Genomic DNA, 18,723 nt, shown 5'->3' on the forward strand with positions numbered 1-18,723 from the left:
GCTTCTGTCGTCGCGGACTGAGCCCGGCTGACCCTCAACGGCGGTCCGGGGTGTCGCCCAGGGCTGCGAGCAGCTCTCCGACGGCGTGGTCGCTTTCGACGGGGTGCCGAAGAGGGAGGTCGCTCACGCACTGATAGGTGTTGCGCCGCCCGTCCTTCTCCCTGCGCAGATAGCCGCCCTCGACGAGATCGCTGACGATCTGCTGGGCCGTGCGTTCGGTGATGCCGACGGCTGACGCGATGTCGCGCAGGCGGATGCCCGGATCCCGCGCCACCGTGATCAACACGTGCGCGTGATTGGTGAGGAACGTCCAAGTGCCCACCTTCGAAATGATACCTGACCTACAAAACACGCGACACAACCCAGGTAATTTGCTTCCGGTAATTTATTGCCTGTAATCTGCCTCGCGTGAACCCGTTCCTCCTCGCAGCTACCGCGCTCGTCCTCATCGGAGCCCTCGTCATGGCCATCGCGGGTCGCCGATCGCGACGGGCGCGGTCGGCCGGTGTCGCAGCCACCTGGTTTGCCTTCGCCCTGGCCGCAGCGTCGCTCGAGAAGGGGTCCACGTCGACGATGACGTCGTCGCGGGTCAGTGTCGCGGTCATGAGACTCCGTTGTTCCCGTCGGCATCTGCGAAATGCCGGTGATCGTGACGATAGGTTATATACGAACCGGTTTAACTGCAAACGCTCAGTTTTTGCGGCGATCCGCATAGACTTGCCCCCACGAACCGGGGCCGAGAGGATCACTGCTGATGACAGACCGATCCGCCGAGATCACAGCGCGGGCGGCGGCGAAGGGGTTGATCGTGGACCCTTTGCCGGCCACGATCGACCGCGACACCTACACCCCCGCTCTGCTCGGATTACTCAGCAACCTCCTCGTCTGGGGCGGTTCCCGGGTCTTCCACCACCTGCACGGCGTGGGGACCAACGAATGGCGCCTCATCAGCGCGTTGGGCAACCACCCGGGGGCGACAGCTGCCGAGTTGTGCGGCATTCTCGGAATCAACAAGTCCGTCGCATCCAAGAGCGTGAACGCTCTGCTCGATCGCGGAATGATCGAGCAGAGCAACGGCCCGCGGGGCTCGCGCTTTCTCTACCTGACCCCCGAGGGCGCGATCGTGCACGATGACTTCATGCCCGTCGCGCTCGAGCGCCAGGCGATTCTGCACGAATCGCTGAGCGTCGACGAGGTGCGCCAGCTCAATGCACTCCTGGTCCGCATGCTGGACGCCGAATCGTCGCTGCAGGAATACGAGCGCCGCATCCTCTCAGCCCCGCCTCCGGAGCGCTGATCACTCGGCGACGACGCGCACCTCGAGCCTGCCGAAGTCGGCACCGGGGACATAGTTGTACAGGAACAGCGCATCGGACTCGGCGGCCAGCTGCGTCTGGAACACGCCGGCCTCCTGCTGCCCGGACAGCGTGACGAACGCCTGCTCGGGTGCTTCTTCCCCGCCTCCCGGCGCTGCGATCCACAGCGTCTGCTCGTGGATTCGCACGCCCACGAGCGGAACCGTCAGCGCACCGTCGTGGGCGCGCAACACCACGGAGCCGCTGGCCCGCAACTCGCCCGAGGACTGTCGCTACGCGGGAAGCGTGACTCCGACCGCCGGGTCGAAGGACGCACCCCCGGTCGCGACGACCTCGAAACCAGGATCCCGGAGCATATAGCCCACGAGCGAATCCCTGAGCTGCCAGCGGATCACGACAGACTCGGTCATCGCAGGCCCCCTCTCTCGGCTCGTCCTTCGCCGACGGCGCGGCGCAGAAAGTGTGCACTCTCGCGAACCAGGTCGGTGCGGCTGACGTCCAGATCCGTCCAGGTCCGGAGCCGATCCGCCACGGCGGGGGGGAACCATGAGCGGGAGAAGGCTTCGAACGCAATCGGTCCGTCGAATCCCGCCGCGACGGCGGAACGCACGAGCGCTGCCACATCGAGGCTCCCGGCATCCAGAGCTCCGCGACCTGCCTGCCCGAACTCGAGGATGCCAAGACCGTCGCCCGCGCGGATAACCGCGTCGTGCGGCGAGGCCTCCTCGATCATGACGTGAAATCCGTCCAGGTGCAGACTCGGCTTCTCCGGGGCACACAGGTCACGGAACGCGAGAGCCTGGGTGACCGTGTTGAGCGCTGAGCACTCGTAGCGGTTGAGAACCTCGACGCTGACCTCGATACCCCCGGCAGCCGAGCGGGCCGCGAACTCGCCGACGGCCTCGGCTGCCCACGCTCGCGCGTCGGAACTCCAGACCGATGACAGTCCGTACGCTGCGTAGGGCACACCCGTGATGTGATTCGCGCCGAGCACGTCGGCTGCCTGCAGCGCGGAATCGAGCAGTGCGCGACCCGCGCGTCGCTCGTCGGCATCGGCACTCGAGACATCTGCCCCAGGACGCTGGACGACGAAGACGATGGCCTGCAACCCGCGCTGCCGCAGCGCCTCCCGCAGCGCGCGCGCCTGCTCCCGCGAAACCCCCGGCGGGAGCCCGACGGTGTCGAATCCCGCGTCCGCGATCACCCCGAGCGCGGCATCCCGCTCGGGATGCTCCACGTCGGCGACCAGGGTGTTGATGTGGCAGCTCAGCACATTCACGATCAGGGCCTCCTCGCCCGTCGCCGCTCCGGGTCGAGGGGGCGACCTTCCAGAGTTTACATACGAACGGTCGCGGCATCCGCGGACTCATGCCGTCGATGCCAGCGGGTGCGCCGCGCTGCTCGCGGTCCCTCCTGCTACCCGACTACGAATCGAATCCCACGCCAAACAGTCCTGCGAGCTTCAGCAGAATCCCGTCTTTCCCGCCGTTACGGTCCGACTTTGCTACGGCTCTGCGCATCATTTGGATGAGGGGGTAGGCCAAGGGCTCCGGCGGAATCGGGATCGGGAGCCGGCGCGACATCTTCAGCCTCGTGCGCTCGGTATCGCGGCACTCGAGCAGGTCGAGCATGACATCAGCTCCGAACCGCGTTGCTCCGACGCCGAGCCCGGTGTATCCCGCGCTATAGGCGACGCGCCCGCCGCGAGCCGACCCGTGGAATGCGACGAGCTGGGTGGACATGTCGATCGCGCCGCCCCACTTGTGCGAGAACCGGATGCCGGACAGTTGCGGAAACGTGCTGTAGAAGTGATCGGCGAGCCGCTCGAAGGTCTCGGGGCGTTGGTCCTGCGCCGCCTTCACACGCCTGCCGCGGTGGTAGACCGCGTCATACCCGCCGAACAGAATCCTGTTGTCAGACGACTTTCGGTAGTAGTGGAACTCGCGCGACGAGTCGGTGATTCCGTGACGCTCGGTCCAGCCGATGGCGGCGAGCTGGTCGGCGCTCAGCGGCTCCGTCATGAGCACATAGTCGTAGATCGGCACCGTGAACAGGCGCAGTTCGGGCAGCAGCGACGCGAACACGTTCGTAGCAAGGGCCACCCGGCTCGCGCGGATCTCGCCGTGCGCCGTCTGCGCGACCATGACATCGCCGTCGGTGCGCAGGCGGGTCACCCGCGTGTGCTCGTAGATCTCGACGCCAAGACGCTCGGCAGCCGCAGCGAGCCCCCACGCGAGCTTGGCGGGGTTCACATAGGCGACACCGTCGGTTCCGAACAGTCCCGCGCGGTAGAGCGGGGAGTTCCCCTTCTCGCGAAGGCTCTCGCCCTCGAGGAACGTCTCGCTCGGGGAGCGCTCCGCAGCCTCCCGGAGCCAGCTGATCTGGTGCGGCTCGGTGGCCACCGTCAGGACGCCGGTCTCCTCCCACTCTGCGTCGATCCCGTACCGCTCGATCGCCGCACGGATGGCAACGAAGTTCTCGTCGGCGAGGCGATTCAGCACCGGCATCTCGTCGGCGAAATGCAGTTCCCCGTTCTCCCATCCGTGAGTGAGGCTCGCTTCGCAGAAGCCCCCGTTTCGGCCACTCGCGGCCCAGCCGACGCGGTTTCCCTCGACGAGGACGACGCGCCGCTTCGGGTCGCGCTCCTTGGCGATCAGTGCTGTCCAGAGCCCGGCGAACCCCCCGCCCACCACGAGCAGATCGGTGGACACCCGCCCCGAGACTGCACCGCGCGGGGCGGGACGATCGGGGTTGTCGAGCCAAAACGGGGTGGTGGATGCCTCCGCCAACGCGCCACGAATGGTGCCGAGGTCAGTGCGTATCTCGTGGCCGTAGGCCGTGGTCGCGCTCATGGGCATCCTCTTTCGATGGTGGTCGGGGACCCACCCGCAGTCGGGAGGCGGATCATGGTTCCGGTTCGGGATCTGGCACGACGTAGATCTTTCGCAGCGCCGTGGGCACATGCCACCTCGTCAGCATCCCTGACTCGAGTCGACACAGAGAACCAGCGCGCAGCTCGATCGTTCGCGCGACCCGTCCGTCCTCCCCGATGAGTTCCACGGTCGCCTCACCCGAAAGGACGACGAATACCTCGTCAGCCTCGATGTCGCGCATCGAACCGGCAGTCATCTCCCAGATTCCGACCGTCGCGCCGCCGACCACGGCAACATCGATGAAGCCCGTGCTGGGCTCTCCCTCGAGTCGAAGGTCGTCGGGAACCGAAGTCCCCACAACGCCCAGATCCGCCACATCGAGCGGCTGGAAGGGTTCGAGGGTGGTCATCGCGGCATCCTCAGCCGAGGCGACCCAGCGCCGCATCGATGATCGTGAGCCCTCGGTCAAGTTCCGATTCGGTGACGACAGCCGGTGGCACGACGTGGAGGCGGTTCTCGGCGAAGAACCCGAGGAGCCCTTGGTCGAGGAGATCTTTCTTGAGCGCTGCCATGCGCTCGGCTGCAAGGGGTTCGCGCGTCTCGCGGTCGGCAACGAGTTCAACGGCCCAGAAGACACCGCGCCCTCGGACCTCGCCCACCACAGCATGGCGCTCGGCGATCTCGCGCAGGCGCGGACCCAAGATGTCGGTACCCATGCGCGCCGCGTGTTCGACGATCTTCTCGTCGGCCATCGCCTCGATCGTCGCGACGGCTGAGGCAGCGGCAAGCGGATGACCGGAATAGGTGAGGCCGCCGGGGAAGACCCGGTCATCGAAGGTGCGCGCGATCTCATCCGAGATGACCACTCCCCCCAGCGGCACGTAGCCGGAGTTCACACCCTTTGCGAACGTGATGAGGTCGGGCGTCACGTCGAAGGCGTCGAAGGCGAACCACTCCCCGGCGCGCGCGAAGCCTGCCATCACCTCATCGAGGATGAAGACGATGCCGTACCGGTCGGCGATCTCTCGGACTCCGGCGAGGTATCCGGGGGGCGGAACCAGCACGCCGGCGGTTCCGGGGATCGTCTCAAGCAGAATCGCGGCAACGGAGTCGGGGCCCTCTGCCTGGATGGTTCGTTCGAGGTGCCGCAGCGCTCGCTCGCTCTCCTGTTCGGGAGTGGTCGCCCAGAACTCTGTGCGGTAGAGGTAGGGGCCGAACACGTGCACGTGTCCACGCGAGAATTCGTTGGGGATACGACGCCAGTCGCCGGTAGCCACGATCGCCGCACCCGTGTTGCCGTGGTACGAGCGGTAGGTCGAGATGACCTTGTCGCGTCCCGTGAAAAGCCGCGCCATGCGGATCGCGTTCTCGTTGGCATCAGCCCCACCATTGGTGAAGAAGACCTTGGTGAAGCCCTCCGGCGCGCGCTCCAGGATCAACTCGGCGGCGCGCGCACGAGTGGCGTTCGCGTGAGCGGGTGCGACTGTCGTGAGCTGCGCCGCCTGCTTCTGGATGGCTTCGACGACCCGCGGATGCTGGTGCCCGATGTTCACGTTGACGAGCTGGCTCGAGAAGTCGAGGTAGCGGCGACCGTCGACGTCCCAGACCTCGCTCCCGCTGCCACCGGCAAGGGGCAGAGGAGCAAGGGAGCGCTGGGCGGACCAGGAGTGGAAGACGCTCGATCGGTCGCGTTCGCTGATGCTCGCGTTCGTGTCGTCAGGTGTGAGAGCCATGCCCCTAGTGTGCTCCGCCGAACCGGCTCGCATAGTTCACAATTGTCGTACCGCGAACTCTTCGATCGACAGATTGGCACGACGATTCCGACGACCCTGCGCTCCCTTCTGGCCGTTCGGGCGTTCAGCCTGCGTGCCGTGGGCGAGCTCGATGCCGATCACCTCGACCGAACCATCTCGTGGGTTCACAACTCCGACCTGCCCGATCCCACGCCGTGGCTCGAAGCCGGTCAGCTGCTGTTGACCGACGGCGGGCAGTTCGCCGGACAGACTCCCACCTCTCCCGAGGCCTACTGCCTCCGACTCCGCCAGCGCGGGGTGGCTGGATTGGGGTTCGCGACGGACGTCATTCACCCGGAGGTTCCCACCGAGCTCATCGATGCGTGCCGCCGCCTCGAGATCCCCCTGATCGAGGTGCCCGGCACGACGCCGTTCATCGGCATCATCCGGCACGTCGCGGATGCCGAAGCCGCCGATCGCAGCGCACGGCTGTCGTGGACGCTGGAGTCGCAGCGAGCACTGGCCCGGGCAGCCGTGCGCCAAGACGGCCTGCGTGCGATTTTGCGAACCCTCTCCTCCCGGCTTGGCACCTGGGTGGCACTTTTCGATGCTGCAGGACGACCCCTCAGCCTTCCGGGAATCGCTGAGGTCCCGGCATCCGTCGAGCCCGCAGTCGTCGAGCGGGCCCGGATGCTGCTGCGCAAGTCGACACCGGCAAGCATCCGCGTCGCCGAGCCCCATGCTGCGACGCTGCAGACGATAGGTCAGAGCGGGCGACTCGGGGGCGTCCTCGCCGTGGGAGCCGACACCCCGCTGGACTCCGCCCACAGTGATCTGGTCGAGTCGGTCATCGCCCTGGCGAGCATCTCGCTGGAGCAACAGCGAGCAGTCTCGGACGCGCGCCTGCGAGTGCGGACCGGGGTCATCGAGCTGTTGCTGGCTGGCCGCGCAGAAGAAGCTTCCCGGTCAGCGACGGCGCTGTGGGGACGGATGCCGACGCCGCCGCTGCTGGCGGGTCAGGTCGTCGGGTTCACCGGCAGTCAGTCGCTTCTCGACGAGCTTGAACTATCCGCAACGGCGGAACCAGGCATCCTCTTCTTCGCCGAACGCGAGGAGGATCTGCTGATCCTGGTCGCTCGCGAGGGACTCGCGGGGGTCGCTGAGCTGCTGCAGAAGCATGACGCGGCCGCGGGCTTCGCCGAGCTCCATCGATGGGAAGATCTCAGCCGCGCGCTGGCCGAGGCAGCCCACGCCGCCGGGCAGTCGAGCGAGCCCGGGGTCATCGAGTTCTCCGCCATCGCCGACCGCGGCGTGATCGGAATGCTGCGAAACAACGGCGGTCCACTCGTCGCCCGCCGCATGCTCGCGCCGCTGGATCAGCTGGCTCCCGCGCACCGTGAACGTCTGCTTGCCGCGGCGACTGCCTGGTTCGCCGCCAATACCGCGTGGGACCCGGCTGCCCGCACCCTCGACATCCATCGACACACCCTGCGCGCCCGCATCGATGAGCTGGGAGAACTCCTCGGCCTGGATCTGTCGACCTTCGACGGTCGCGCTCAGCTGTGGGCAGCGATGGAACTGTCCTCCGCCGGAGACTGAGACGCGACGCGTCCTCAGGTGTTCTGCGGGAAGCCGAGGTTGATTCCGCCGTGCGTTGCCGGGTCGAGCCAGCGCGCGGTCACCGCCTTCTCGCGGGTGAAGAAGTCGAACCCGTGAACGCCGTAGGCCTTGGCGTCGCCGAACAGTGACTTCTTCCATCCGCCGAAAGAGTGGTACGCGACGGGAACCGGGATCGGCACGTTGATACCGATCATGCCGACCTGCACCTCGTTCTGGAATCGTCGGGCTGCACCCCCGTCGTTCGTGAAAATGGCAGTTCCGTTGCCGAACTCGCCCGAGTTGATCAGCGCGACTCCCTCTTCGAAGCTCCCGACCCGCACGACCGAGAGGACGGGACCAAAGATCTCTTCGGTGTAAGCACGGCTGGTGGTCGGAAGGCCATCGATGAGCGTCGGCCCGAAGAAGAATCCGTCCTCGTGCCCCTCGACGACGAGCGAGCGACCGTCGACGACGATCGTCGCGCCATCAGCCTCGGCGATATCGACGTATCCGGCCACCTTCTGGCGGTGCTGGTCGGTGATGAGCGGCCCCATGTCGGGTTCGGCATCGCCGGTCTGCGCTCCGTTGCCGACGGTGAGCCGCGCGATGCGGTCCGTGATCTTTGCGATCAGCTCATCGGCGACGGGCTCCACTGCGAGCACCACACTGATCGCCATACACCGCTCACCCGCCGCCCCGTAGCCGGCATTGACTGCCTGGTCGGCGACGAGGTCAAGGTCGGCATCCGGCAGCACGAGCATGTGGTTCTTGGCCCCACCGAGCGCCTGAACCCGCTTCCCGTTGCGGGCAGCGGTCTCGTAGATATACTGCGCGATCGGGGTGGAACCGACGAAGCTGATGGACTCGACGGTGGGCGAGTTCAGCAGCCCATCCACAGCCAGCTTGTCGCCCTGCAGGACGGTGAAGGCGCCGTCGGGAAGGCCCGCTTCCTTCCACAACCCCGCGAGCCAGAGCGCGGCCGACGGGTCCTTTTCGCTGGGCTTGAGAACGACGGCGTTGCCAGCTGCGATGGCGATGGGGGCGAACCACAGCGGCACCATCGCGGGGAAGTTGAAGGGGCTGATGACACCCACGACGCCGAGCGGCTGCTTGAGAGAGTAGACATCGATCCCGCTCGAGGCGTTCTCGGAGTATGCGCCCTTGATCAGGTGCGGGAAACCGGTGGCAAGTTCCACCACTTCCTGGCCGCGCAGGATCTCACCCATTGCGTCGGAGAGCACCTTGCCGTGCTCGGCGGTGATGATCGCCGCCAGCTCCGGCTTTCGCGCGTTGAGCAACTCGCGGAAGGCGAAGAGCACGCCCTGGCGCTTGGCGATCGACCACGACGACCACTCCTCGAACCCGCGTCGCGCCGAGGCAATGGCAGCATCGGTTTCCGCCTGGTCGGCCAGCGCGACGGTGGCCGCGACCACACCGGTAGCGGGGTTGAAGACCGGTGCCGTGCGCCCCGATGGCGACGCCGTCGGTGCGCCGTCGATCCAGTGAGGGATGGTCGGGATGTCGAGTTCAGCCATGTCGTCAGGTTAGGTCACCTGCCACGCTCGATCGATCGACAATCTGTCACGCGAGTTCGACGCGGATGCCACACCGGCACGGCATGTTCCCCGTCCATGACTATGCATCAGATGAGCAGGTATACGGCTCCGATGATCGTGAGGGCGATCACCAGGTACTCGAACACGCGTTGGCTGATGGCGGATGCGATCTGGCGGCCCACGAGCGCACCGAGGACGACCGCGGGCACGAGGATCAGATCGATCAGCAGGCCTTGCGGTGTGATGAGCCCGAGGCCGATCGAGAACGGAACCTTCGCGACATTCACGGCCGCAAAAAACCACGCCGCAGTGCCGAGAAACACGTGAACCGGAAGCCGAGCGGCGAGGAAGTACATCGACATCACGGGTCCAGCGGCGTTGGCGACCATCGTCGTGAATCCGCCCATCACCCCGTAGAAACCCGCCGCCACCGTGCCCGGAACCGCGTCGGCATCCGCGCGGGATCTACGCCGCCAGAGCGTGAACGCGATAACCACCAGCAGGATGATGCCGATCGTCCGCCGGACCCACTCGTCGGATGAGACCGCAAGAAACAGAGTGCCGACGAGGATGCCCGCGATCACCGTCGGGATCAACCGCAGCAACGTGCGAACATCCGCGTGCCGCCGATACAGAAGCAGCGCCAGCGCGTCGCCGACGATCAACAGCAGGAGGATCGTTCCCGTCGACTGCTTGGCAGGAAGCGCGGCGGCGAACAGCACGACGGCGATCGTTCCCGCGCCCGGCAGTGCTGCTTTGGACAGCCCGATGACGAGCGCGCCCGCCGCGAGCACGACCCACGCGAGAGCACTTAGCTCGGGCACGGCACGTCTTCGACAGTCACCATCGGCACGCTACCGGAGGCTTGCCCTCTCCGCTTCGCACCGGCTGTCGGAGCAAGGCTGCACACCACGTCTATCTCTCCCCACCCCATCACCCTCTTGCGTGCCATCGCCGATACCGGTACGGTCTAAATACGAACCATAGCTCGGATTCGAATATTCGCGCTGCGCACCGGTGCGCACCCGACGGCTGCTCAGAGAGGACTGCCATGGCAGAGCCGATGAAGATCCTGATCGTCGGTGCCGGTATCGGCGGCTTGACAACCGCCTCGGCCCTGGCCCGAATCGGCGCGCAGGTCGAGGTCATCGACATCAAGCCCGACAACAGCGTCGCCGGCGTCGGCTTCGGGCTGCGCATCAACGGGCTGCGCGCGCTGCGCGAGGTCGGTCTGCTGGAGAAGTTTCTCGAGCTCGGGCATCCCGCCCCGGGGATCGACAACTACGACTCCGAGGGCAACTTCCTCAGCAACATGAGCTACGGCACGCAGGACGAAGGTCTCCCGGGCTGCGTGACCATGGCGCGAGTGGCCTTCCTCGAGATGGCGGCTCAGCACGCTACCGACAACGGCTGCACCATCCGGATGAGCACGACCGTGACCGATCTGGTGCAGGACGACAGCAAGGTCTCGGTCACCTTCAGTACCGGAGACCACGGTGACTACGACCTGGTTCTCGGCTTCGATGGCATCAACTCGCAGATGCGCCACGATCACTTCGGCGAGAAGTACGCTCCCCGCCCGGTGGGTGGCGTGGCGTGGCGTGCGGCCCTTCCGAATCGGCGCACACTCATGCAGCCGATCATCTGCCAGGGCTATGGGGGCAAGATCATGCTCACACCGCTGTCGGCGGAGACCATGTACATGGTTCTCACCGTCGCCGAGGAGGGGCGTCCTCGCTACGACACGACCAAGATGGCCGGAATCATGCACGATCGAGCCGTCGCTCTGACGGGAGGCTCCGAGTTTCTGGCCGATGCTCTCGAGGACGTCCGTCACTCCGAGAACGTCGCGTACACACCGTATTCGACCGTGTGGGTGCCGTACCCGTGGTTCCGAGGCCGCGTGATGATCATGGGCGACGCCGCGCACGCCATGACGCCGTACCTCGGATCCGGCGCAGCGATGAGCATCGAGGACGGGGTCGTGCTCGCCCAGGAGCTCGCGAAGGATCAGTCGCTCGTGGATGCGCAGCTGAACGTCATGAAGCGGCGCCTGCCGCGCGTGCGCGCTGTCCACGATCGCTCAATCGAGTCGATGCTCGAGGAGTTCGACTCGGTGACACCAGAGGCATACCGCGCCCGCATCGAGTACCTCCGCCACGACGAACCGATCGCAAACGAGTACGCCAACCGCCTGTTGCGGATGCCGTACTGAGCGGCCCACCCCGCCCCTTCACCGTCGAGGAGATACTCGTGTCGCACCCTGATGACTCATCCCCTGCCGTCACTCCGGCGGCGGATTCTTCACCCCGAACGATCGTCATCGACGCGGGAGACGAGCGCGCGTTCCGGCCGCTGAACGGCGTGGGCGGCATCCCCGGGCCCGTGGACGGCTACCCCCAGTTCCCGGACATGACACCCCTGTGGCGTGACGCGGGAGTGACCGTGGTGCGCTCGTTCGACTGGGTCTCCCGCCTGGACACGCGCAACAATCCGACGAGCCTCTTCCCGGACTGGAGCGCCGACGTCGACGATCCGGCGAGCTACAACTTCGCGCCGACCGACCAGTGGGTGGAGGCGGTGCATTCCCTCGGCGCCGACGTCATGTTCACGATCGCCAGCTCCATCCCCTCGAACAAGCTGCCGGCAGAGGATCTCGAGGTGTACGGGCGCGTCGTCGAGCACATCGTGCGCCACTACTCACAAGGGTGGGCAGGCGGTCCCGCCAAGCCCATCCGCATCTACGAGTTCGGCGACCAGCCCGACTTCGGACCACTGCACTTCGCGGGACGCCCCGAGGAGTTCTACGACATGTACCGCGCATTCTGCGAGGCCGTGCACCGTGTCGACCCTTCGCTGACCGTCGGGGGCCCGGCCACCGCCTTCCCCCTCGAGGTCGACGCACCCTATCGCGAGGGCTTCCTCGAGTTCGTGCGCAGCAAGGACCTGCCCCTGGATTTCTTCTCGTTCCTCTGGTTCACCGATGCAAGCCGCGACCCTCTCGACTATCGATACGTGGCCGAGCAGATGCGCGCACTACTCGACCGGCACGGATTCACCGACACCGACCTGACGCTCAGCTACTGGAACTACCTCGCCGTCCCCAGCTCCACCGCCCCGGCTGCCGAAAAGGGCGCGTTCCAGGCGGCGACGGCGATCTACCTCCAGGACACGGTCATCGACCATGCCTTTTTTTTCCGCGCCGATAGCGGGCTGGACCCGCACTACGGTTTCGTCGATCCCGCAGGAGTCGGCGCGGCGGACGGCAGTCCCGACGAGCGGTCCCGCGCGCTCGCGATGGCTGGGCGCGCATTGACGGGGCGCCGACTTGCCGTCACCGGCGGCGACGAGTCCGGTCTCGCCTGTGCGGCAAGTCGCGATGGAGACGTGGTGCGCGTGCTGGTTGCCAACTACGTCGCCCCCGACACGGCACTGGCCGAGCGCGCGGAGGACCGGTTCACCTTCCGCATCCCGATCGGCGAGCACCGTATCGAACTCGGCCTCACGCTCCCGCCGCAACGCCCTGACGTGGCGTCGGCAGGAGTGGGGTCCGCCCGCGTCGAGATCACCAACCTCCCCTGGGCTGGGCGCACCGTGAGCGTCACGCGCACCTCGTCGGCAGGAGCGGTCGAGGGGCCACACGATGCCGCGGTCTCCGACGCTGGAGGCATCCAGCTAGACCTCGACCTCGCGCCTCAATCGGTGTTCCTCGTCGAGGTGGAGGCGCGGTAGAGCCAGGGCGGGTGGTTACACTCCCGACGAGAGAAGACGACTCGCGAACGGAGCGACGATGGCGACACGATCGACCGTCAACGGCGTGGCGGAGCCGAAGCAGCGACGTAGCCGCGACTCCTTCGCCAAAGTGCGCTCCGCTGTGCTTCAGCTTCTGCAGGAGCGAGGCAACGGGCAGTTCTCCATCGCCGAAGTGAGCGCCGCTGCTGGGCTCTCGATCGGTTCCATCTACGGCCGGGTCGCGAGCAAAGCCGACCTGCTGCGCGTCGTGCAGAGCGAAGAGTTCGATCGCCTCGATACCGAAACTGAGGGTCGCGTCAGCAACGCCGGCGTGGGCGCGCAGACCTTCGAGCACGCGACGACCGCGATCGTGACCGCCTATGCCGAGATCCTGCGGGAGAATCGCGAACTGCTGTCACCGTTCTTCCTGCTCGGCGTCGAAGATCGGGCTATCCGCGATCGGGGGCGACAGTCCGGCGACGCGGGGCAGGCAGTCTTCGTCCGAGCCCTGACGACCGCGGCCGCTGAGCACCGCATCGAGCTTCCCGCAGAGCGCGCGGAGTGGGCGTTCGAGGTCTTCTACAGCCTGAGCGTGCGGTATCTCGGCCTCGGCGTCGCGGCGACGGTCAGTCCCGAAAGCGACTATGACTGGAACGACGTCCTGGGGCGTCTCGCCGACACCGTCCACCTGATCCTCACATCGAGCTGACGGCCACGCCCTTCGTCTCGGGCGCGGAGTCAGCGGGAGCCCCGCCTTCGACGCCGGCCATCGACGCAATGTTGATGATCCGCCCATAGCGCTGTCGACGCATCACGGGGACCGCAGCTAGACACATGAGGTATGTCCCGCGAAGGTTGATGGCAACGATCCGGTCGAATGTCGACACCGGCACCTCTTCGATGTCTGCCCGATCATCGCCCTGCGGCGCTGCCGCGTTGTTCACCAGCACGTCGAGGCGGCCGAATCTGTCGACGGTCTCGGGCGCGCCCGTCACCGAGCCGATTGGCGAATGACGAAGGCCCCGATTCCCGCGTTATTCCGCGGATCTCGGGGCCTTGCACATGGCGGTGACGGTGGGATTTGAACCCACGGTAGGGGGTTACCCTACACAACTTTTCGAGAGTTGCACCTTCGGCCGCTCGGACACGTCACCGTCGTCCAGCTTACGACACGCCGCGGCCCCGCAGAAATCCTGGTCGCGGCGGCATCCGGCACGCGGTACACCCCGTCGAAACCGCGCCGACATGAACCGGCGATAGCGTCGCGGGCAGCGAGCGTCGCCATCGGTTGCGGCGCCAGAACGGAAGCCATGAGCGTGCACCTCCTCACCGCCGACATCCTCGTTCCGATGGATGCCTCTCGCAGCGTCCTCACAGATGCGGGCGTGGCGATTGACGGCGACGCCATCGTCAGCGTCGGGGTTCGCGAGAAACTGCTGCAGCTGCATCCGGATGCCGCGCACACGCACCTCGCCGACCGGGTGCTGATGCCGGGCCTGATCAACGGCCACCACCATTCAGGTCTCTTGCGCGGCACCGCCGAGCACCTGCCGGTGTACGAGTGGCTGCGCGTGCACATCGATCCGATGCACCGGGTGCTTGAGCCGGCCGACGCCGCGGCTGCCGCGTGGCTTTGCTACGCCGAGGGTCTGCTTTCGGGCACGACGACGGTCGTGGACATGTGGCGGTACATGGATCGAGCTGCGAGCGCCGCGGTCGAACTCGGCAACCGGCTCGTGACCGTCAACTATGTCGGCGAGCACCCGGATTTCGACTACTTCGACACCCTCGACGACAACGAGCGGATGCTGCGCGATTGGACGGGCGCCGGCGGCGGGCGCATCATGCCCTGGGTCGGGCTGGAGCATCCGTTCTACGCCGACGACGCCGGCCGCGCCCGCGCCGTCGCGATGGCCCGCGACTATGGAGCCGGCATCTACACCCACTGCAGCGAGTCCGAGTTGGATGTGGGGATCTTCGCCGAGCGCACCGGCCTGCGACCGATGCATGCCCTCGAGCGCATGGGCTTCTTCGACACGCCCCGCGCCATGATCGCTCACGCCGTCTGGCTGGACGCCGACGAGATCGAGCTGGTCGCTGAGCGCGGAGTCGGCGTCTCCCACAACCCCGTCAGCAACATGAAGCTCGCCAGCGGCATCGCGCCGATCGCCGAGATGCTCGAGGCCGGGGTGAACGTCGCCATCGGCACCGATGGCGAGAAAGAGAACAACAACCTCGACATGTTCGAGGAGATGAAAGTCGCCTCCCTGCTCGGCAAACTGCGAAAGATGGATGCCGCAGCCATGGACTCGTGGCAGGTCCTCGAAATGGCCACGATCGGCGGGGCGCGGGCCATCGGTCAGGGGGACCGGCTCGGCTCCCTCGAACCCGGCAAGCAGGCCGATCTGATCGCGGTGCGGACCGATACACCACGGATGACTCCCCTGTTGCCGGCCGGATCGCACGCCAACATCCACCACAACCTCGTGCACGCCGTCCGCGGCAGCGACGTCGATCGGGTGGTCGTCGCCGGTCGCACTGTCGTCGCCGACGGCATCCTCACCACCGCCGATCTCGGCGAACTCATCGCGGAGGTCCGCGACCGCGTCCCCGCACTGTTCGCGCGCCGCGCCGCCTACCTCGCATCGGTCGGCGACCCCGCCGGACTGTTCTCGCAGTAGCGCACTCTGCCAGGATGGGAGGGAGAGTTTCGCGACCCGATCGGAGTGTCATGACCACGTTCGACCAACTGCTGTCAGAGCAGATCGGCCACGAGTTCGCCGCCAGCCAGCAGTACATCGCCATCGCCGTTTGGTACGACGACCACGACCTGCCGCAGCTCGCGCGCCACTTCTACCGCCAGTCCGTCGAAGAGCGCAACCACGCGATGATGCTCATCCAGTACCGCCTCGACCGCGACATGGGCGTGACCATCCCCGGCGTTCCAGCTGTGCGCACCGACTTCGCCGACCACGCCGAGCCGATCCGCCTGGCACTCGAGCAGGAGAAGCGCGTTTCGTCACAGATCGAGGCGCTCTTCGCCGCGGCCCGCGCCGAGAGCGACGGACTGGGCGAGCAGGCGATGCTGTGGTTCCTGAAGGAGCAGGTCGAGGAGGTCGCGTCGATGACCACGCTCCTCAACATCGCGGAGCGCACCACGAACCTCTTCGACATCGAGAACTTCGTCGCGCGCGACATGCCCAACGGCGACTCGACCGAAGCCGACGCCCCGCCCGCTGCCGGCGGCGCGCTCTAGCCCGACCTTCCATCCGTCGAACCCACACCTTCGGCCGCCAACCCACAGGATCCGGCCGCGAAAAGGTGTGGGTTCGACGCGCGAGGTGTGGGCTCGGCGAGCGCGGGCTGATCGGATCGCGGGCCGATCTGAGCGACCCCACCGCCGCGCGAAGCGCGTAGCGTGACGGTGTGGCATCTCGCATGAGTCGATCGCAGCGACTCATCCTCACGATTGCGATCCTGGCATCGTTCGTCGCGTTCCTCGACGGCACGCTCATCAACGTCGCCCTTCCCGCGATCGAGACCGAGCTCGGCGGCGGACTCACGACCCAGCAGTGGGTGGTGGACGCCTACCTCATCACCCTCGGATCACTCATCCTGCTCGCCGGTTCGATCTCGGATGCCTTCGGCAGGCTGCTCGTGCTGCGCATCGGCCTCTACGGATTCGCCGCGGCATCCGTCGTGATCGCGATCGCGCCAGACCCCGTCATCCTGATCATCGCCCGCGCCGTGCAGGGTGCGGCGGGCGCGTTCCTCGTTCCCAGCTCGCTGGCGCTCATCACCTCGCGCTTCGACGGCGCGATGCGCGGCCGGGCGATCGGCATCTGGACGGCCATGACCACCGGCGCCATGATCGTCGGGCCCCTCATCGGCGGCGTCTTCGTCGACTACCTGTCGTGGCGGTTCGCGTTCGTCATCAACGTCGTACCGATCGGCATCACCCTGTGGCTCCTCCACACCCTCGGCGAGCGCGACGAGCGCCGCCCCGACGCTCGCATCGACTGGATCGGCGCCGCCCTGTGCACCTTCGGACTCGGCGGGGCGGTCTTCGCGCTGATCGAACAACCGAACCTCGGATGGGGATCGCCCGTGATCTGGGGGACGTTCGCGGCCGGCATCCTTCTGTTCGCGCTCTTCCTCTGGCGTCAGCGGTCGGCGACGGCGCCGATGTTGCCGCTTGACCTCTTCCGCATCCGCAACTTCTGGACCGGGAACATCGCGACCCTGTTCGTGTACGCAGCGCTCTCGCTCAACGGCTTCGTCGTCACGGTCTACCTGCAGCAGGAGGCTGGGTTCTCGGCGACTCTCGCGGGGCTTGCGAGCCTGCCGACCACCGTCATGATGGTGCTGCTGAGCGCATCGATGGGGTCCCTGTCCGACCGCTTCGGGCCGCGGATCTTCATGACCGTCGGACCGCTCGTGATGGCCGGCGGATCGCTGCTGCTTCTCACGGTCACCGACCCCGTCAACTACTGGCTCCAACTCCTTCCGGGGCTCATCCTCTTCGGACTTGGGCTTGCCATCACGGTCTCGCCCCTCACCGCGGCGATCCTCGGCGCGGTGGATCCGGCCCGCTCCGGCATCGCCTCCGCCGTGAACAACGCCATCGCGCGCATCGCCGGGCTTCTCATCATCGCGACGCTCGCGACGATCGTCGCCGGCAGCCTCGATCTTGACGGATTCCGCCGCGCCGCGATCGTCACCGCCGGACTCATGGTGGCTGGCGGGATCGTGTCGTTCCTCGGCATCCGGAACTCCGACGTCGCACCAGTCGAGAATCGGGCGGAGCCGGCTACCGGCGCGTAACACCGACCTGTAAGACTGTCCCTCATGAGTGTGATCGAGAACTCGAAAGTCACCGTCGTCGGCGCCGGCAGCGTCGGATCAAGCGTCGCCTACGCCGCCCTCATCCGCGGCTCAGCCCGCCATGTCGCCCTCTACGACATCAATACCGCGAAGGTGGATGCCGAGGTTCTCGATCTCGCTCACGGCACCCTGTTCACCGGCACGAGCGACATCACCGGCGGCAGCGACATCTCGGTAGCCGCGGGTTCGCACGTCGTCGTGATCACCGCCGGCGCGAAGCAGAACCCGGGGCAGAGCCGCATCGAGCTTGCGGGCGTGAATGCCGGCATCCTGCGAAAGATGCTGCCTCAGCTGCTGGAAGTCGCCCCCGACGCGGTCTACGTGATCGTGACCAACCCGTGCGATGTGCTGACGGTGCTCGCACAGGAGGAGACCGGGCTTCCTCCGGAGCGACTGTTCGCGTCGGGAACCGTGCTCGACACGTCCCGGCTGCGCTGGAAGCTCGCTCAGCGCGCTGGGGTGGCGACCTCGAGCGTTCACGCGCACATCATCGGCGAACATGGGGATACCGAGTTCGCGCTGTGGTCCCACGCGATGATCGGGACGGTTCCGATCCTCGACTGGGAGTCGGAGGGCCACCCCCGCATGACGGTCGATGAGCTCGACGCGATCACCGTCGATGTTCGGGATGCCGCCTACAAGGTCATCCAGGGCAAGGGCGCGACCAACTACGCGATCGGGCTGTCGTCGGCTCGGATCATCGAGGCGATCCTGAGCGATGAGCACGCGGTCCTGCCGGTGAGCACCGTACTGAAGGACTTCCACGGGATCGATGGCGTCGCTCTCTCCGTGCCCTCGATCGTGAACTCCCGCGGCGCGTTCCCGATCCGCGAGACACCGTTCTCTCTGAATGAACTCGCCCTGCTGCGCCGCTCCGCCGACGCCCTGCGCGAGGTGGCGACCTCCCTGCGCTGACCTGGATCGGGCGCTCCCGCAGGCGTCGCTAACTCCTCACGATCGGCGGAACTTCGGCGACTCGGCACAGCAGGAGCGGGCCGATGGCGCCGGTCCTGCTGAGTTGGCGACGGAT

19 protein-coding genes and 1 tRNA gene are annotated in these 18,723 nt (G+C 66.7%); 9 read left to right on the forward strand and 11 right to left on the reverse strand.

Annotated elements, in window-relative coordinates; genetic code table 11:
- Positions 1-34: 34 nt before the first annotated feature.
- Positions 35-322, reverse strand: coding sequence for a helix-turn-helix transcriptional regulator (locus LL236_RS03700; protein ID WP_228177441.1), 288 nt, complete (start codon positions 320-322; stop codon positions 35-37).
- A 432-nt stretch (positions 323-754) separates the two neighbouring features.
- Between LL236_RS03700 and LL236_RS03705 the strand changes: the two genes are divergently transcribed.
- On the forward strand, positions 755-1,297 hold the full coding sequence (locus LL236_RS03705) for a MarR family winged helix-turn-helix transcriptional regulator (RefSeq protein WP_228177442.1): 543 nt from the start codon (positions 755-757) through the stop codon (positions 1,295-1,297).
- On the opposite strand, the gene LL236_RS03710 is transcribed toward LL236_RS03705, so the two are convergent.
- The 6 genes from LL236_RS03710 to LL236_RS03735 form a co-directional block, all read right to left on the reverse strand.
- Complete coding sequence (locus LL236_RS03710) at positions 1,298-1,552, reverse strand: hypothetical protein (RefSeq protein WP_228177443.1); 255 nt, start codon at positions 1,550-1,552, stop codon at positions 1,298-1,300.
- 36 nt (positions 1,553-1,588) lie between these two features.
- Complete coding sequence (locus tag LL236_RS03715) at positions 1,589-1,726, reverse strand: hypothetical protein (RefSeq protein WP_228177444.1); 138 nt, start codon at positions 1,724-1,726, stop codon at positions 1,589-1,591.
- Positions 1,723-2,595: a sugar phosphate isomerase/epimerase family protein gene (locus LL236_RS03720; RefSeq protein WP_228177445.1), complete on the reverse strand. Its 873-nt coding sequence runs from the start codon at positions 2,593-2,595 to the stop codon at positions 1,723-1,725. Before LL236_RS03720 ends, LL236_RS03715 begins: the two co-directional genes overlap by 4 nt.
- Before the next feature lie 145 nt (positions 2,596-2,740).
- Complete coding sequence (locus LL236_RS03725; protein ID WP_228177446.1) at positions 2,741-4,168, reverse strand: NAD(P)/FAD-dependent oxidoreductase; 1,428 nt, start codon at positions 4,166-4,168, stop codon at positions 2,741-2,743.
- Between the two features lie 52 nt (positions 4,169-4,220).
- The gene (locus tag LL236_RS03730) at positions 4,221-4,598 is read right to left on the reverse strand and encodes a cupin domain-containing protein (protein ID WP_228177447.1); all 378 of its coding nucleotides are present in this window, start codon (positions 4,596-4,598) and stop codon (positions 4,221-4,223) included.
- Positions 4,599-4,608: 10 nt separating this feature from the next.
- Complete coding sequence (locus LL236_RS03735; RefSeq protein ID WP_228177448.1) at positions 4,609-5,922, reverse strand: aspartate aminotransferase family protein; 1,314 nt, start codon at positions 5,920-5,922, stop codon at positions 4,609-4,611.
- A gap of 42 nt (positions 5,923-5,964) precedes the next feature.
- Here LL236_RS03735 and LL236_RS03740 point away from each other — a divergent pair, with 42 nt between their 5' ends.
- Positions 5,965-7,521, forward strand: coding sequence for a PucR family transcriptional regulator ligand-binding domain-containing protein (locus LL236_RS03740; RefSeq protein WP_228177449.1), 1,557 nt, complete (start codon positions 5,965-5,967; stop codon positions 7,519-7,521).
- Between the two features lie 14 nt (positions 7,522-7,535).
- Here LL236_RS03740 and LL236_RS03745 read toward each other — a convergent pair whose 3' ends face one another.
- Both LL236_RS03745 and LL236_RS03750 read right to left on the reverse strand, forming a co-directional pair.
- Positions 7,536-9,056 (reverse strand): CoA-acylating methylmalonate-semialdehyde dehydrogenase, encoded by a 1,521-nt coding sequence (locus LL236_RS03745; protein WP_228177450.1) that lies wholly within the window; start codon positions 9,054-9,056, stop codon positions 7,536-7,538.
- Positions 9,057-9,163: 107 nt separating this feature from the next.
- Positions 9,164-9,901, reverse strand: a complete 738-nt coding sequence (locus LL236_RS03750) for a sulfite exporter TauE/SafE family protein (protein WP_228177451.1) — start codon at positions 9,899-9,901, stop codon at positions 9,164-9,166.
- A gap of 227 nt (positions 9,902-10,128) precedes the next feature.
- On the opposite strand from LL236_RS03750, the gene LL236_RS03755 reads away from it, so the two are divergent.
- From LL236_RS03755 to LL236_RS03765, 3 genes are read left to right on the forward strand one after another with little or no spacing between them, the layout of a single operon-like run.
- Positions 10,129-11,292 carry an FAD-dependent monooxygenase gene (locus LL236_RS03755; protein ID WP_228177452.1) on the forward strand — a complete coding sequence of 388 codons (1,164 nt, stop codon included), beginning with the start codon at positions 10,129-10,131 and terminating at the stop codon, positions 11,290-11,292.
- 38 nt (positions 11,293-11,330) lie between these two features.
- Positions 11,331-12,809 carry a GH39 family glycosyl hydrolase gene (locus LL236_RS03760; RefSeq protein WP_228177453.1) on the forward strand — a complete coding sequence of 493 codons (1,479 nt, stop codon included), beginning with the start codon at positions 11,331-11,333 and terminating at the stop codon, positions 12,807-12,809.
- A gap of 58 nt (positions 12,810-12,867) precedes the next feature.
- Entirely contained in the window at positions 12,868-13,518 is a 651-nt protein-coding gene (locus LL236_RS03765) for a TetR/AcrR family transcriptional regulator (RefSeq protein ID WP_228177454.1), read from the forward strand.
- Here LL236_RS03765 and LL236_RS03770 read toward each other — a convergent pair.
- A complete protein-coding gene (locus LL236_RS03770; protein ID WP_228177455.1) occupies positions 13,505-13,804 on the reverse strand; it encodes an SDR family NAD(P)-dependent oxidoreductase in 300 nt (99 codons plus the stop codon). The two genes, LL236_RS03765 and LL236_RS03770, sit on opposite strands and share 14 nt — an antisense overlap.
- A gap of 68 nt (positions 13,805-13,872) precedes the next feature.
- Positions 13,873-13,963 (reverse strand) — tRNA-Ser (locus LL236_RS03775).
- Between the two features lie 156 nt (positions 13,964-14,119).
- Between LL236_RS03775 and LL236_RS03780 the strand changes: the two genes are divergently transcribed.
- From LL236_RS03780 to LL236_RS03795, 4 genes are all read left to right on the forward strand, one after another.
- The gene (locus LL236_RS03780) at positions 14,120-15,490 is read left to right on the forward strand and encodes an amidohydrolase (protein WP_228177456.1); all 1,371 of its coding nucleotides are present in this window, start codon (positions 14,120-14,122) and stop codon (positions 15,488-15,490) included.
- A gap of 50 nt (positions 15,491-15,540) precedes the next feature.
- The gene (locus tag LL236_RS03785) at positions 15,541-16,065 is read left to right on the forward strand and encodes a ferritin (RefSeq protein ID WP_228177457.1); all 525 of its coding nucleotides are present in this window, start codon (positions 15,541-15,543) and stop codon (positions 16,063-16,065) included.
- 182 nt (positions 16,066-16,247) lie between these two features.
- Positions 16,248-17,633, forward strand: a complete 1,386-nt coding sequence (locus LL236_RS03790) for an MFS transporter (protein WP_228177516.1) — start codon at positions 16,248-16,250, stop codon at positions 17,631-17,633.
- A 24-nt stretch (positions 17,634-17,657) separates the two neighbouring features.
- Positions 17,658-18,608, forward strand: coding sequence for an L-lactate dehydrogenase (locus LL236_RS03795; RefSeq protein WP_228177458.1), 951 nt, complete (start codon positions 17,658-17,660; stop codon positions 18,606-18,608).
- Positions 18,609-18,723: the final 115 nt, after the last annotated feature.

It is taken from the genome of Microbacterium schleiferi (assembly GCF_020781975.1).
GTDB lineage: Bacteria > Actinomycetota > Actinomycetes > Actinomycetales > Microbacteriaceae > Microbacterium.

Coding starts and splice junctions, on each gene's coding strand:
- LL236_RS03705 (WP_228177442.1), top strand. CDS start 755: ATGACAGACCGATCCGCCGAGATCACAGCGCGGGCGGCGGCGAAGGGG.
- LL236_RS03715 (WP_228177444.1), bottom strand. CDS start 1,726: ATGACCGAGTCTGTCGTGATCCGCTGGCAGCTCAGGGATTCGCTCGTG.
- LL236_RS03725 (WP_228177446.1), bottom strand. CDS start 4,168: ATGAGCGCGACCACGGCCTACGGCCACGAGATACGCACTGACCTCGGC.
- LL236_RS03730 (WP_228177447.1), bottom strand. CDS start 4,598: ATGACCACCCTCGAACCCTTCCAGCCGCTCGATGTGGCGGATCTGGGC.
- LL236_RS03735 (WP_228177448.1), bottom strand. CDS start 5,922: ATGGCTCTCACACCTGACGACACGAACGCGAGCATCAGCGAACGCGAC.
- LL236_RS03745 (WP_228177450.1), bottom strand. CDS start 9,056: ATGGCTGAACTCGACATCCCGACCATCCCTCACTGGATCGACGGCGCA.
- LL236_RS03755 (WP_228177452.1), top strand. CDS start 10,129: ATGGCAGAGCCGATGAAGATCCTGATCGTCGGTGCCGGTATCGGCGGC.
- LL236_RS03765 (WP_228177454.1), top strand. CDS start 12,868: ATGGCGACACGATCGACCGTCAACGGCGTGGCGGAGCCGAAGCAGCGA.
- LL236_RS03780 (WP_228177456.1), top strand. CDS start 14,120: ATGAGCGTGCACCTCCTCACCGCCGACATCCTCGTTCCGATGGATGCC.
- LL236_RS03785 (WP_228177457.1), top strand. CDS start 15,541: ATGACCACGTTCGACCAACTGCTGTCAGAGCAGATCGGCCACGAGTTC.
- LL236_RS03790 (WP_228177516.1), top strand. CDS start 16,248: ATGAGTCGATCGCAGCGACTCATCCTCACGATTGCGATCCTGGCATCG.
- LL236_RS03795 (WP_228177458.1), top strand. CDS start 17,658: ATGAGTGTGATCGAGAACTCGAAAGTCACCGTCGTCGGCGCCGGCAGC.